Source organism: Glutamicibacter sp. V16R2B1, assembly GCF_005774635.1.
Classification (GTDB): Bacteria; Actinomycetota; Actinomycetes; order Actinomycetales; family Micrococcaceae; genus Glutamicibacter; species Glutamicibacter creatinolyticus.
Genome location: NZ_VATX01000015.1, coordinates 390,558 through 404,482, shown reverse-complemented (window position 1 = coordinate 404,482; position 13,925 = coordinate 390,558). Strand labels below are relative to the sequence as shown.

Genomic DNA, 13,925 nt, shown 5'->3' with positions numbered 1-13,925 from the left:
CATGAACACCAAGCCCTACGTCTTGTTCGTCTGCGTTCACAACGCGGGCCGCTCGCAAATGGCCGCAGCCTTCCTCCAACACCTTGCCGAAGGTCAGGTTGAGGTCCGCTCCGCCGGGTCCATGCCGACCGATCGGGTGAACCCCGCAGCGGTGGAAGCGATGCGTGAAGAAGGCATCGATATGTCCACTGAAATCCCGAAGATCCTGACCACCGAAGCGGTGCAAGCCTCGGATGTGGTGATCACCATGGGCTGCGGCGACACCTGCCCCATCTTCTCGGGCAAACGTTACGAGGACTGGAAACTCGATGACCCCGCCGGTCAAGGCGTGGAGGCGGTACGGCCAATCCGCGATGAGATCCGCACCCGCGTTGAAACCCTCATCGGTGAACTACTTCCCCTGCGTTAGGAACAATCCCTCATGATCACTGATCATCCCGTCCTGGTTATCGGTGCTGGCCCTCTCGGGTTGGCCACCGCCGCGCACCTGCGCGAACGCGATCAGCATGTCCTCGTCCTGGAATCCGGTGAGCATGCCGGAGCTGCCATGAGCCAGTGGGCACACATCAAGCTGTTCTCCCCATGGAAATACAACGTCGATGCAGCAGCACGCCGACTGCTAGAAACCCCCACCAATAGCCACCCCGGTGACTGGGCGATGCCCCGCGAAACCTCGTTGCCCACCGGCGGAGAATTAGTGGAAAACTACCTCAAACCACTGGCTGCCCATCCCGAGCTCGCCCCGGCAATCCGTTATCAGCATCGCGTCACAGGGGTCTCCCGCCTCACCGAAACCGGGCTCGGACTGGATAGGAGCCGTACGAACGGACGCGAGCAAGCATTGTTCCTGGTCCGCGCCCAGACCCCAGAAGGTGTCCAGGACTTCACCGCCAGAGCCGTCATTGACGCCTCCGGCACCTGGAATACTTCCAACCCAGTAGGACGCGCAGGACTCAGCGCCCCAGGAGAAGCGGAAGCTCATGCTCAGGGCCACATCACTTCACCGCTGCCTGATCCGCTGGGCGCTGACCGGCAACTGCTGGCAGGAAAAACCATCCTGGTGCTCGGGGCAGGTCACTCGGCCGCGAACACCCTCATCTCCCTGGGACGGCTCAAGCGAGAACAGGAGGACACCCAGATCCTGTGGGGTCTGCGCGGGATCGCGAACCCGACCAAGCTCTACGGCGGCGGCGCAGCCGATCAGCTGCCCGCTCGCGGGCAGCTCGGTACGAGCGTGCGCCGCTTGGTAGACACCGAACAAGTCACTCTCCTGGAAAACACGGCCATCACCGGCCTGACTCCGGGCGAGCGACTGCACGTGCAGCTCGCTGACGGACGAGAACTGAACGTGGACTACCTTGTCCCTGCCACCGGTTTCCGACCCGATCTGAACATCCTTTCTGAGCTGCGCCTGGAACTTGACCCGGCGGTGGAGGCTCCTCGGCAGCTTGGTCCGCTCATCGACCCCGAATTCCATAGCTGCGGCACGGTCAGCGCCCACGGCGAACAGGTGCTGGCACACCCTGAACCGAACTTCTATATCGTCGGCATGAAAAGCTACGGACGTGCGTCCACGTTCCTTATGGCCACCGGCTACGAACAGGTCCGATCCATCAGCGCACACCTCGCCGGGGATACCACCGCTGCTACCACCGTCGAGCTGAATCTGCCTGAGACTGGCGTCTGCTCCACCGACCTCGGCGGTTCCTACGATGCTGCGTCCATCGACGCGACAAGCTGTGAGACTGCTGAGTCTGGACGGACTGGTTGTTTGCGCTGATCCGTAACCGGCGACTCTCGGGTTCCCTACCGGAACACTGCACGATTTCACCGAGCCGCGATCCACGAAATGTCGCGTGAGGGTAGCCCCGTTGAATGCCTCGGACCATGGCTACCCACGGTGAGCCCGAACGACGAACACGTGTTAGTTGAAGATTCCATGTTGGTGATCTTGGCCATGGTGGATCGATGGAGATTTATGAAAGTGATACCAGTGGGTGTTGGTGGCTCTCCAGCTTGGGGTTCCTGAACATACTTGATGTGGCTCGGCTTCCATACGGGGTACGCACGTAGCTACAGGTCATCACCGCCAAACCGCCGTTGACCGCCCGGACTTGTTGCTCAGATCGGCCAGCCGGCCGGGGTGCGACTGGCAGAACCCTGCGGCTTGTCCGTCCACCCTTGCCCGGCAGCTTCCGAGGCGTTAGATTGATCAGCATTCGACGACGCCGTCTGGAGGCACTTTCCGTGGGGCATCAGTTACATTTCACAGTCGACGGCCAGGAGCACACATTGCCCCTGGACCCCCGAACCACCCTGCTCGACGCACTGCGCGACCGGCTGGGGGTGATGTCTGCGAAGAAAGGGTGCGACCACGGTCAGTGCGGCGCGTGCACGGTCCTGGTCAACGGGCGGCGGCTGAACTCATGCCTGGCGCTGGCGCTCTCCTACGACGGAGCCGAGATCACCACCGCCGACGGCCTGACCGAGGCAGGTGAGCTCTCCGGACTGCACCGGGCGTTCCTGGAACAGGACGCCTTCCAGTGCGGCTACTGCACTCCCGGACAGGTGTGTTCGGCCGCCGGGGTCATTCAGGAGGCCGCCGACCAGGCGCCCAGTGTGGTCACCGAGGACCTGCAGGCACCGGTGGAACTTACCGACGCGGAAATCCGCGAGCGGATGAGTGGGAACCTGTGCCGGTGCGGGGCCTACATCAACATCATGGCCGCGGTTCGCCAGGCTGCCGAGGATCCGCGATGAAACCCTTCGAGTATCAGCGCGTGAGCGACCCCAACGAAGCCGTGGCGGCCTTGGCCGGGAATCCCAAGGCGAAGTTCCTGGCCGGCGGCACCAACCTGGTTGACCACCTCAAGCTGGGAATCACCACCCCCGAACTGCTGGTGGACATCAGCCGCCTGGACCTGACCGAGGTGGAAGAACTGGAGAACCAGGGCCTGCGGCTGGGCGCCATGGTGCGCAACAGCGACGCGGCCGCCCACCCGCTGATCCGCCGGAACTACCCCGTACTCTCCCGGGCGCTGCTCTCCGGTGCCTCGGGACAGCTGCGCAACGCCGCCACCACCGGCGGGAATCTGCTGCAGCGCACCCGCTGCGTGTACTTCCAGGACCTATCCACTGCGTGTAACAAGCGGGAGCCGGGTAGCGGCTGCTCTGCCCTGGACGGGTATACCCGCTATCACGCGATCCTCGGTGCCTCACCACACTGCATTGCCACCCACCCCTCGGATATGGCGGTCGCCCTGACCGCCCTGAATGCCACCGTGGTGGTGTGGGGGCCGGACGGGGAACGGCGCATCCCGATCAGCAAGCTGTACCGCCTGCCCGAAGATCATCCCGAACGTGACACCGTGCTGGAGCACGGGGAGCTGATTACCGCGGTGGAACTGCCGCCGCCCTCCGGTGCACGCTCCACCTACCGAAAGATCCGCGACCGCGCCTCATATGCCTTCGCCCTGGTATCGGTGGCCGCTCTGGTTGACGTCGATGACTCCGGGTCGACCCCGCTGATCCGCGACGTGGCCATTGCCCTGGGCGGGGTGGCGCACAAGCCATGGCGTGCCGAACGCGCCGAGGCGATCCTGCGCGGCAGCGAACCGAGCCTGGAGGCTTTTCGGCGGGCGGCGGACGCCGAACTTCAAGGCGCCGAACCGGTAGCGGGCAACGCCTTCAAGGTCCAGATGGCCCGTGGGGCCATCACCACGGTGCTCGCAGAACTGACGGATGTACAGGAGGCCGACCATGAGTGATCCGCTGAAGGTTTCCTCAATCGGGACCCAACCGGTGCGTTTGGACGGCCCGGACAAGGTGCGCGGCCGCGCCCCCTACGCCTACGAGCATGAAGTCGAAGACCCCCTGTTCCTCTACCCGGTCCAGGCCGAAATCGCCCGTGGGAAGGTGGTGAACCTGTCCACTGCGGCGGCCGAGGCGGCCGAGGGCGTGGTGCACGTACTCACCGCCCTGAACGCTCCGGCCCTCAAGGACACGGAAGACGGTGAACTGGCGATCCTGCAGTCCCCCGAGGTCCGTTTCCGGGGGCAGTACCTGGGCGCGGTCATCGCCACCACCCCCGAGCAGGCCCGCAGCGCCGCGGACCTTATCGAAGTCGGCTATGAACGCGAAGACCACGACGTCCAACTGCGCAAGGACCATCCCGGGGCGCAGAAGCCGCAGTCCGGCGGGGGTGATGTCACCGAGGGCGACTTCGATGCCGCCTTCGCCAAGGCCGAGGTGAGCATAGACGCCTGGTACAGCACGCCAATGGAACACAACAACCCGATGGAGCCGCACACCACGGTGGCCAAATGGGACGGCAGCGCGCTGACGCTGTGGACCTCAACCCAGGGCGTACACCCCGCCCGGACGGCGATTGCCCCGGTGCTGGGACTGGACCCGGAACAGATCCGCATCATCTCCCCGCACGTGGGTGGCGGATTCGGGTCCAAGGGCGTGCCGCACGCGGACATGATGCTCACCGCGCAGGCCGCCCGCGCACTGCCCGGACGCACCGTGAAGTATGCGGTCTCCCGGCAGCAGATGTTCTCCATCACCGGATACCGTGCCCCAACCCTGCAGCACATCCGGTTGGGTGCCGGGGCCGACGGGCAAATCACCGCCTTTGGTTTTGATGCCTTGTCAATGTCCTCCCACACCAAGGAATTCCCGGAGGAGGCGTCCAAACCGGCCCGCATGATGTACGCCGGGGAGCATCGCCGGCTGACCCAGCGTGTGGTCCCCCTGGACGTGCCGGTCCCGTCCTGGATGCGCGCCCCCGGGGAGGCTCCGGGCATGGTGGGCCTGGAGATTGCCATGGACGAGCTGGCCGTGGCCTGCGGCATCGATCCCATTGAGCTTCGGGTGCGCAATGACCCACAGACCGACCCGGACACCGGGTTGCCGTTCAACCAGCGCCGGCTCGTGGACTGTCTGCGCGAAGGTGCCAGGCGCTTTGGCTGGGCCGCGCGCAGCGCACAGCCGGGCACCCGGCGGGAGAACGGGTGGCTGATCGGGTTGGGCGTGGCTTCCTCCACCTACCCGGCCAGCCGACAGCCCGGATCCGTCGCCCGGATCCGGCGTGTACAGGACGGCTACCAGGTGACCATCGGCGCCGCGGACCTGGGCACCGGTACCTGGACCGCTCTCACACAGGTCGCCGCCGACGCCCTGCAGGTTCCACTGGAGCAGATTCAGCTGCAGATCGGTGACACCAGCCTGCCCAACGCCACGGTGGCCGGCGGTTCCACCGGCCTGGCCAGTTGGAGCGCCGCGGTCCTCGCCGGGGCCGAGGCGCTGCGCACCGAGCACGGCCGCGACCCGGCGGTCGGGGCCGAGGCCCAGGGCGAGGCCAAGAAGAACCCGGCAGCCGAAAAATGGGCGATGCACTCCTTCGGCGCCCAGTTCGCCCAGGTGCGAATCCAAGAATCCACCGGTGAAATCCGGATGGACCGGATGCTCGGTGTCTTCTCGGCCGGGCGGATCGTGAACCCGCGCACCGCCCGATCCCAGTTCATCGGTGGGATGACCATGGGTCTGGGCATGGCGCTGCATGAAAAGAGTGAACTGGATCCGCGGTTTGGACACGTGGTGAACCACGACCTGGCCGAGTACCACGTCCCGGTCAACGCGGACGTACCCGAAATCGAGGTGTCCTGGCTGGATGAGGAGGATCCACTGGCCGGCCCCGTCGGTGCCCGCGGCATTGGCGAGATCGGCATAGTGGGCGCGGCCGCCGCCATCGCGAACGCGGCCTACAACGCCACCGGGGTGCGGGTCAGGGAGCTTCCGTTGTTTGGCGATGCGTTCCTCCCGCGATGAGCCGCGCCGTGGGCCCGGCCTGACTCCGGTACCGCCCGGCCCGGTGGGGCTCGTGCTGGCCGCCGGGGCAGGCCGTCGCCTGGGCCGGGGGCCGAAGGCCCTGCTGCAGATCGACGGGGTTCCGCTGGTGGCCGCACTGGCCGGAACCCTGCTCGCCGGGGGTTGTTCCGAGATCGTGGTGGTCACCGGCGCCGGAGCCGAGGACGTCGCGAAGGCCCTGGCCGGCGAGGCCCGGGTGCGCACGGTCCACAATCCCCGCTGGAGGCAGGGCATGGGCACCTCCCTGCGCTGCGGGCTGCAGGCCATCGGATCTCACCGGAATGTCATGGTGACCCCCGTGGACCGTCCGGGTATCACTACCGCGGAAGTCGGCCGGATCATCGCCGCCCACCGGCTCGGGCGGATCACTGCGGCGGCCCACCAGGATCCGGACGGGCGGCTGCGCCGCGGCCACCCGGTTCTTTTCGACGCGTCCTGGTGCCCTGCAGCGAGCGCCGCGGCCCACGCCGACGTGGGAGCCCGCAAACTGCTCAGCCAGCGCGGTGACGTGGTCGACCTCATTGACTGTTCGGACCTGGAGGACGGTGCAGACCTGGACGTCCCGGCGGATCTTGCGCGGTGGGTCGGATCCCCGGGCGCGGCTTCAACCCCCGGGATTACTGGGGTGTAGCGGCTGGGTTCCGTGGCTCAGCGGAAGGATCTGCGCTTGCCCGCCTTGAACGGCCAGGATCTCGGCCAGGATCGAGACGGCCACCTCGGCGGGGGTCTGTGCGCCCAATCCCAGTCCTATTGGGGAATGCAAGCGCTCCAGTGCCTGGTCATCCACGCCCGCCTGCCGCAGGGCGCAGCGCCGGTCGCGGTCACTGCGTCGTGAGCCCATCGCCCCGACGTAGCCGACCCCCAGCCCCAACGCGAACTGCAACGCCGGAATGTCGATTTTTGGATCATGGGTGAGAATGCAGATCATGCTGCGTGCTTCCAAGTCCCCGGCGTCGGCGGCCCGAGCCAGAAAATGGTGCGGCCAGGCCTGCGCCACCTCGGCGCCGGGAAAAGCCGCGGGATCGGCGAACGCGGAGCGCGGATCACACACGGTGATCCGGTAGCCCAGCGGCCGGGCGGCCTCCACCAGCGCCTGCCCGAAGGCGTTCGCCCCGACAACCACCAGATGTGCCGGAGTTACCCGGCTTTCAACGAACAGCTCGAGCTGTACCCGGTTATCCCCCGGGACGGCGATCCGCACGGTTCCCGTCCGCTCATTACGGATCATGGCCGCCGTCTGACTGACAGCCGCAGGCAATGCCGCGGGTGGAATCAGTGGTTCCAAAGCGGCCAGCAGCTCGTTCTCGTCGTTGGCCCGAACTTCAACGGCGTGGCTGGCGTGTTCCCTGTCTGCGGAGGGAAGCGGCATGATCACCGCCACCGGGTCGGCCTGGCTGGCCGACCGGGCCAGGCCCCACCCCCCGGCGCGGAAGGGCTGCACCAGGACCTCGATGGCCCCGCCGCACATCAGGCCAACCGCGAAGGCGTCCTCATCGCTGTACCCGAAGGTGTGTACGGCCGGCTCACCGCTGGCCAAGGCGTCTTGGCAGGCCTCGAACACGGCGCCCTCGACGCACCCTCCGCTCAGGGAACCCCGGACTGCTCCCGTCGAGTCGACGAGCATGGAGGTTCCGATGGGCCGAGGGGCGGAGCCCTGGACCGCGACAATGGTCGCGACCGCGACATCCCGCGGATTGTCTAGGTCGAAGAGCCGCTGCTGTGCGGCAAACAGAATGTCCAGCACAGTGCACAGCCTATCCTGGCTTCAGCGCAGGCATAGCCGCTCGCAGCTTTCTTCAAGAGAGCGATAACCGGAAGGCCCAGCGTCCCGCCGGAGACAGTGCCGTTCCGTCCAACGACCAAGAAAGACCGACGGTGAGGTTCAGGCTTGGTGCTGGCCAGGCTCAGGGTGGGGATGCGGCAGGCCGGCAATGGGCACTTCGATTACCGCCTGCACGGGCAGATGATCAGACCCCCATCCCCCGCCGTGTTGCCTTCCGTTGATGCCTGCGCAGTGGACCAGAAGATCTGGGGACACCAAGATCCAATCAACCCGGGGACGCCGGGATGTCGGTGCACGGTAGGCGGCGAACGTTCCCCACTGTGTAGCCACCCGTCGTGGTGCGGCGTCCAGCGCATCGAGGAGCGTATTTTCGGAGAGCAACTGGGCCAACGGCGCCGACCCAGGACGTGCATTGAGGTCACCGGTGACAACCGTCGGGTGCTCGCTGCCCCTCACCAGCCGGGCGATCACCTGAGCGGAGCGGAGCCGAGAATGCGCGGACAGATGATCGAAGTGTGTGTTGATCATCTGTAGGCGCTGGCCGGTTCCACGGTCCTGGAAAAGTGCCTCGATGAGTACCCGGGGAACAAGGTTTCCCCAGGACATCGAGCCGGGTTGGGCCGGGTGATTCGACAGGGCCTTTTGTTCCCAGGAAAGCAGCTCCATTCTTTGGGCATCGTAGATGATCGGGCCTTGTTCGTCTGCTCGTCGACGATCCCGCCCATGACCGATCGCTCGATAGGTCCCGCCCAAGGATTCGATGAGGAAATCCACTTGATCGGCAAGGGCCTCCTGCACCCCCAGTAGGGCAGGCTGCTCCGCTTCCAGCAGTGCGCGAAGTCGAGGCGCCCTCACCCTCCATTGATCGGCTTCGCGTTGGAAGAGGTACTGCATGCGGCGCCGAATGTTCCAGCTCATGACATGCAATGCCGGGGGCCTTCTCTTGCCCACCACTGCCGCCAAGGGCCCCGAGGAGCCACAGCCAAGGTTGGCATCGGAGACACCGGGGCCCATGGGGTTCCTGCTTTCCTCAGAAAACGCCTGTTCCAATGGTTGCAGAGACTTTATTCGTCGATTGTCCTCCAAAAGCCGGCTCGGCAAAAGGAGACGTTCGTGATGCCACGTCGATTCCTAGAGCTGTGCCCTGTCGGCTGCCCGCCACGGCAGGCGACCGATCAAGTCAGCCACGCTGGCATGATCTGCATGCCGGTGGGTTTGCGCGCACCGAATGATTAGGCTGAAGGCATGGCGACAGTATTACTCGTGCGGCACGGCCGCTCCACAGCCAACGCCACTGGGATGTTGGCCGGACGGATGGATGGCGTCACCTTGGACCAAACCGGACGGGATCAAGCGGCCCTGACCGGAGAACGGTTGGCAGCGGTCCCCCTTGCCGCAGTCGTGTCCAGTCCCCTCGAACGGTGCCGGCAGACCAGCCAGTTCATCCTTGATCGCCAACGCCAGGCACCGGATGCTCCCGTTGATCCCGACTTGACCGAGTGTGACTACGGCCAGTGGCAGGGCCGCCAACTCAGCGAGCTTGTGACCGAAAACCTGTGGTCGGTGGTGCAGTCGCAACCTTCCGCCGTGACGTTTCCGGATGGCGAGTCCCTAGCCGCGATGCAGTCGCGCTCGGTGGCCGCGATCCGTCGCCATGATGCGGCATTCGAGGCCGAGCATGGACCCAATGCCGTTTGGGCGGCAGTCAGTCATGGCGACATCATCAAGTCGGTGCTCGCCGACGCGCTGGGCATGCATCTGGACCTGTTCCAGCGCATCAACGTGGGCCCGGCATCGGTCTCCATTGTGCGGTACGGAGGGCCTCGCCCAAGCGTGTACGCGATCAATACCGAGGCTGGCGATTTGTCTTGGTTGGCCAAGGGAATCAGCGCCGGCGATGCTGCGGTGGGTGGCGGCTCGGGACACCAGACATCATCGACCAAATCGGCCTAGAATACACACATGTCTACACGTGTTCACGAGTTTTCTTGGCCAGATCGTGTTGTCGTTGGCGCCATCGGTTCGCCGGGGTCTCGTGCATTCTATCTGCAGGTGCGCGCCGGTAGGCAACTGGTGTCCGTGGCCTTGGAGAAACAGCAATCAGCTGCGCTCGCGGAAAAAATTGACGAGGTCCTTGACCAGTTGAGCACGGTTGCAGGCAATCGCTTCAGTGTGCCGTCGGGGACTCCCATCGAGCTTGTCGATAATGAGCCTCTAGAAGACGTCCAGGTGCAGTTCCGCCTCGGTGCCATTACTTTGGGCTGGGACCCCTCCACAGCCCAAGTTGTCATGGAGTTCCACCCACTGAGCGAGGACGAGAGCGCTGAAGAGGAAGAAATGTTGCTCGTACGCATACCGGTTGGAACGGCCCGTGCCTTCGCAAAACGCACCCGCGAGATCGTGGCGGCCGGCCGGCCGATGTGCCCTCGCTGTGGTTACCCGATGGATCCCGAGGGGCACATCTGCGCTCCTGAAGATCTCTGATGCCTACACCGGACTTGGTGAAAGCCGAGCTGCGTCTCACCGGCCGCATCACGAGCGCATCGAACGCCACGTTCCTGGGCAGCATCGGCAAGACGCAGGTCGTCTATAAACCCATCGCAGGAGAAAAGCCGCTGTGGGATTTTCCTGAAGGGTCGCTGGCCCACAGGGAGGTTGCCTCCTACCTGATTTCACAAACTCTCGGGTGGGACGTCGTGCCGCACACCTGGCTGCGCGATGGGCCGCTGGGCGAGGGGATGGTGCAGCTGTGGAAAGAACCCGATCCCGAGCAGAGCCCCGTAGACCTACTGCCGGAGCATCAAGTATCGCAGAACGGCTGGAAGCACGTTCTCAAGGGCCAGGATGAGAGCGGACAGATCATCGTGCTCATCCACGAGGACACCCCCGAGCTAAGACGCATGGCGGTATTCGACGCCATCGTCAACAATGCCGACCGCAAGGGCAACCACATTCTGGCCATGCCCCATGGACACCGGTACGGTGTGGATCACGGACTCACCTTTCACCATGAACACAAGCTGCGCACGGTCCTGTGGGGTTGGTGGGGTGAATCCCTGAGCGCTGAAGAGGTGGCGGGGATCAAGCGAGTGAACCAGGCGCTTTCCGGCGAACTCGGCCAAAGGCTGGAGGGACTGTTGAGCGCCGAGGAGATCGCCGCGTTGGCGAGGCGATGCCTGCAGATCAGCATGGCAGGACAGTTTCCAGCCCCACGCGGCCAGATGCCGGCAGTGCCCTGGCCGCTGTTCTGAGGCCACGCGTCACGCCGAACAGCTTCAAACGCGCCCCGCCCCAATCACCGGCATCAGCCGGGCGGGAAAGCGCTCGAACACTGTCGCGCCCAAGGGTGTTATCCCAGGACCCAGGTCCGTCAATCGTGGAACGAGGCCGGCGCCTGAGATCACCGCTCTGCCCGGGGCAGGTTGGTTACCCCGCGCGGAGTCATTCCCCGGTTCAGTCCTGGAGCACGTAGCGCAGTGTTTCCACTACCTGGTCGGTGGTCTTGCACCAGCCCTGGGCCTCGGCGTCAACTTCCTTGAGCGGGTGGACGATATCCTCATCGTGCAGGGTCACGTAAGGCTTGCCCAACGCCGCACAGTAACCGGCATCGAAGGCTGCGTTCCACTGCTTGTACTTGTCGCCGAATCGAACGACGACGAAGTCCGCCTTTTCAATCAGGGTGCGGGTACGAATAGCGTTGATCTTGGAGGACTGGTGATCACGCCAGAACTGGCTGGAGGTCTCCCCCAGATAGTCGCCGGCGGCATCGCTGGCCGGGTGGTCGGTCACCGGTGCGGTGAAGACGACGTCCAAGCCGGCTGCTTCGGCACCGCGCTGGATCTCCTCGCGCCAGTCAGTGTGGATCTCTCCGGAAAGATAGACGTTGAAACTCATTATTCAAGGCTCCTAGATTCGAGATAAACGGACGTGGGCTGATCCACTGGATCAACCACCCATCCTAGTGAGTTGCGCCACCGGTATCATGAGACGCACGTCATCATCTGTCATCGGAGCGCTTTCATCTGCAATATCGCTGCAGATCGGCGAAAACTCCGGAGCCCGGCCCAAAGCCATCGACGACTGGCTATACGCGTCGTCATGAACTAACCGTGGCCGTGAATGCGATCGAATTACTTCCGGGCCTTAACGTAGCAACGACTACGCCCGGACTCTCTTTCTTAACGGCAGCAGCGTGTTCAGCGTGCCGAGGAACCGCGTACCCTCACCTCTTAGGCTCTTCTTTATGGGAGAGAGGAAGCCGAATTTCTCATAGCAGGGCCTCGTACACGCGTACCAATCGTCTGCGTGTGATGGCCCCAAGATCTTCACGGCAAGCAAGTGAACCGCCCGGCCGTCCCGCCGCGCAAAGAGCTATCTCCCACTGATCCCGGCGAGCGTCGAATCAGTTTGAGGACCGTAACTTCGCTATGTGCCCTCGTGTAAAGTCACTGGGTCAGTAGTGGTAGCGGGCCTGAAGAATCACGAGGTCCTCATCCTCCACCAGGTAGACGAGCCGGTGCTCATCGGTGATGCGCCGTGACCACGAGCCCTGCGCTCCGTACTTTAGCTGCTCGGGCTTGCCGATCCCGGAGAACGGTTCGCGCAAACAGGCATCGATGAGAGTGTTGATGCGCTTCAGGATCTTCCGGTCGGCAGTCTGCCAGTGCTTGTAGTCCTCCCAAGCTGACTCGTCCCAGACTAGACGCACTCAGGATTCCTCGTCGGCGCGATCCAGGTCGTGAACCTCGTGCTTTCCGGCGCGGGCACGTTCGTAGGCATCGAGCAGCCGGCGGGCGTTGGCCGGCGAGCGGAACAGGTAGGCGGTTTCCTGCCACGCAGCATATTCGTCGGCCGACATCAGAACAGCGTTGCCCTTACGGGAAACGATCTCAACGGCATCACGGTCCTCATTTACGCGCTCAATGAGAGGGAACAAGGTCTTGCGCGCCTCGCTTGCGCTGATGGACATGATGGCATCCTCCCCATTTGGACCAGTGGTACTTATTTATGGTACCACTCACCTTTGTCGAGTCACCTCGGGCACGGAGATCGGCGACAACTGTGCTCACCGTACTCGCCGGGCAGACTCAAGTAGACTCGCACTGCTCAAAAGTTGCTTACTTCTTGTTTCCAGACGCTAGACGTTGAACCGAAACTCCACGACGTCGCCGTCCTTCATGATGTAGTCCTTGCCTTCAATGCGCGCCTTGCCTGCGGCCTTGGCGTTGGCAACGGAGCCGACCTCGACCAGGTCATCAAAGCTGACCACTTCGGCCTTGATGAAGCCGCGCTGGAAATCGGTGTGGATCACCCCGGCGGCCTCCGGTGCGGTGGCCCCCTTGGGAATGGTCCAGGCACGGGTTTCCTTCGGGCCGGCAGTCAGATAGGTCTGCAGCCCCAGGGTATCGAAGCCAACCCGGGCCAGCTTGTCCAGCCCGGATTCCTCGATGCCCGCGTCTTCGAGCATCTCCACGGCCTCGTCTTCCTCCAGCTCGGCCAGCTCGGCCTCGAACTGGGCGTCCAGGAAGATCGCCTCGGCCGGGGCCACCAGCTCGGAGAGCTTGGCCTGCATCTCGGTGTCGGCCAAGCCCGCCTCATCGGTGTTGAACACGTAGATGAACGGCTTGGTGGTCATCAGCTGCAGCGACGCGATTTCCTCCAGGTCGACTCCGGCCGCGGCGCCGGCGGCGTAGAGCGTCTTGCCCTCTTCGAGCACCTTCTGCGCGGCGAGCACGTTGTCCATGAAGGACTTGTCGATCTTCTTGCCGCGCAGTTCCTTCTCCAGGCGGGGCAGCTGGTTCTCAATGGTCTGCAGGTCGGCCAGGATCAGCTCGGTGGCGATGGTCTCGATGTCCGACTCCGGGTCCACTTTGCCGTTGACGTGGATGACGTCGTCGTTCACGAACGCGCGGGTGACCTGGCAGATGGCGTCGGCCTCGCGGATGTTGGCCAGGAACTTGTTACCCAGCCCTTCACCCTCGCTGGCGCCCTTGACGATGCCGGCGATGTCCACGAAGGACACGGTCGCGGGCAGGATGCGCTCGGAGCCGAAGATCTTGGCCAGCACCTTCAGCCGCTCATCGGGCAGCGGGACCACACCGACGTTGGGTTCGATGGTCGCGAAGGGGTAGTTGGCCGCCAGCACCTGGGCACGGGTCAGCGCGTTGAACATGGTGGACTTGCCGACGTTGGGCAGTCCGACGATTCCGATAGTAAGAGCCACGGGAGACGATTCTACCTTTTGCTAGGGGTGAGAGGTGAACTGGGTGCG

Annotated in this window: 15 protein-coding genes; 9 read left to right on the top strand and 6 right to left on the bottom strand. The window is 64.2% G+C overall.

All coding sequences use genetic code 11. From position 1 onward, the window contains the following. Nucleotide 1 precedes the first annotated feature (1 nt). The 6 genes from FDN03_RS11980 (at nucleotide 2) to FDN03_RS11955 (ending at nucleotide 6,502) form a co-directional block, all read left to right on the top strand. Entirely contained in the window at nucleotides 2-409 is a 408-nt protein-coding gene (locus FDN03_RS11980) for an arsenate reductase ArsC (protein ID WP_138177351.1), read from the top strand. A 12-nt stretch (nucleotides 410-421) separates the two neighbouring features. Beyond that, nucleotides 422-1,780: an FAD-dependent oxidoreductase gene (locus FDN03_RS11975; protein WP_138177349.1), complete on the top strand. Its 1,359-nt coding sequence runs from the start codon at nucleotides 422-424 to the stop codon at nucleotides 1,778-1,780. Nucleotides 1,781-2,247: 467 nt separating this feature from the next. Further along, complete coding sequence (locus tag FDN03_RS11970; protein WP_138177347.1) at nucleotides 2,248-2,760, top strand: 2Fe-2S iron-sulfur cluster-binding protein; 513 nt, start codon at nucleotides 2,248-2,250, stop codon at nucleotides 2,758-2,760. Beyond that, nucleotides 2,757-3,767, top strand: coding sequence for a xanthine dehydrogenase family protein subunit M (locus FDN03_RS11965; protein WP_138177345.1), 1,011 nt, complete (start codon nucleotides 2,757-2,759; stop codon nucleotides 3,765-3,767). The genes FDN03_RS11970 and FDN03_RS11965 overlap by 4 nt, the downstream gene beginning before the upstream one ends. Then, nucleotides 3,760-5,832, top strand: a complete 2,073-nt coding sequence (locus FDN03_RS11960) for a xanthine dehydrogenase family protein molybdopterin-binding subunit (RefSeq protein WP_138177343.1) — start codon at nucleotides 3,760-3,762, stop codon at nucleotides 5,830-5,832. Before FDN03_RS11965 ends, FDN03_RS11960 begins: the two co-directional genes overlap by 8 nt. Further along, a complete protein-coding gene (locus FDN03_RS11955) occupies nucleotides 5,813-6,502 on the top strand; it encodes a nucleotidyltransferase family protein (protein ID WP_138177611.1) in 690 nt (229 codons plus the stop codon). Before FDN03_RS11960 ends, FDN03_RS11955 begins: the two co-directional genes overlap by 20 nt. Here FDN03_RS11955 and FDN03_RS11950 read toward each other — a convergent pair. Together FDN03_RS11950 and FDN03_RS11945 are read right to left on the bottom strand one after the other, a co-directional pair. After that, entirely contained in the window at nucleotides 6,476-7,615 is a 1,140-nt protein-coding gene (locus FDN03_RS11950; protein ID WP_138177341.1) for an XdhC/CoxI family protein, read from the bottom strand. The two genes, FDN03_RS11955 and FDN03_RS11950, sit on opposite strands and share 27 nt — an antisense overlap. Before the next feature lie 138 nt (nucleotides 7,616-7,753). Next, nucleotides 7,754-8,572 (bottom strand): endonuclease/exonuclease/phosphatase family protein, encoded by an 819-nt coding sequence (locus tag FDN03_RS11945; RefSeq protein WP_138177339.1) that lies wholly within the window; start codon nucleotides 8,570-8,572, stop codon nucleotides 7,754-7,756. A 327-nt stretch (nucleotides 8,573-8,899) separates the two neighbouring features. Here FDN03_RS11945 and FDN03_RS11940 point away from each other — a divergent pair, with 327 nt between their 5' ends. From FDN03_RS11940 to FDN03_RS11930, 3 genes are read left to right on the top strand one after another with little or no spacing between them, the layout of a single operon-like run. After that, a complete protein-coding gene (locus tag FDN03_RS11940; RefSeq protein WP_138177337.1) occupies nucleotides 8,900-9,607 on the top strand; it encodes a histidine phosphatase family protein in 708 nt (235 codons plus the stop codon). A gap of 9 nt (nucleotides 9,608-9,616) precedes the next feature. Then, entirely contained in the window at nucleotides 9,617-10,138 is a 522-nt protein-coding gene (locus FDN03_RS11935) for a DUF3090 domain-containing protein (protein ID WP_138177335.1), read from the top strand. After that, nucleotides 10,138-10,905 (top strand): SCO1664 family protein, encoded by a 768-nt coding sequence (locus FDN03_RS11930; RefSeq protein ID WP_138177332.1) that lies wholly within the window; start codon nucleotides 10,138-10,140, stop codon nucleotides 10,903-10,905. The genes FDN03_RS11935 and FDN03_RS11930 overlap by 1 nt, the downstream gene beginning before the upstream one ends. A gap of 202 nt (nucleotides 10,906-11,107) precedes the next feature. Here FDN03_RS11930 and FDN03_RS11925 read toward each other — a convergent pair whose 3' ends face one another. The 4 genes from FDN03_RS11925 to ychF form a co-directional block, all read right to left on the bottom strand. After that, entirely contained in the window at nucleotides 11,108-11,548 is a 441-nt protein-coding gene (locus FDN03_RS11925) for a YtoQ family protein (protein ID WP_138177330.1), read from the bottom strand. Nucleotides 11,549-12,107: 559 nt separating this feature from the next. After that, nucleotides 12,108-12,362, bottom strand: coding sequence for a Txe/YoeB family addiction module toxin (locus FDN03_RS11920; RefSeq protein ID WP_138177328.1), 255 nt, complete (start codon nucleotides 12,360-12,362; stop codon nucleotides 12,108-12,110). Continuing rightward, entirely contained in the window at nucleotides 12,363-12,623 is a 261-nt protein-coding gene (locus FDN03_RS11915) for a type II toxin-antitoxin system prevent-host-death family antitoxin (protein WP_138177326.1), read from the bottom strand. It lies immediately after the preceding gene. A gap of 168 nt (nucleotides 12,624-12,791) precedes the next feature. Then, the gene (ychF, locus tag FDN03_RS11910; RefSeq protein ID WP_138177324.1) at nucleotides 12,792-13,877 is read right to left on the bottom strand and encodes a redox-regulated ATPase YchF; all 1,086 of its coding nucleotides are present in this window, start codon (nucleotides 13,875-13,877) and stop codon (nucleotides 12,792-12,794) included. Nucleotides 13,878-13,925 lie beyond the last annotated feature (48 nt).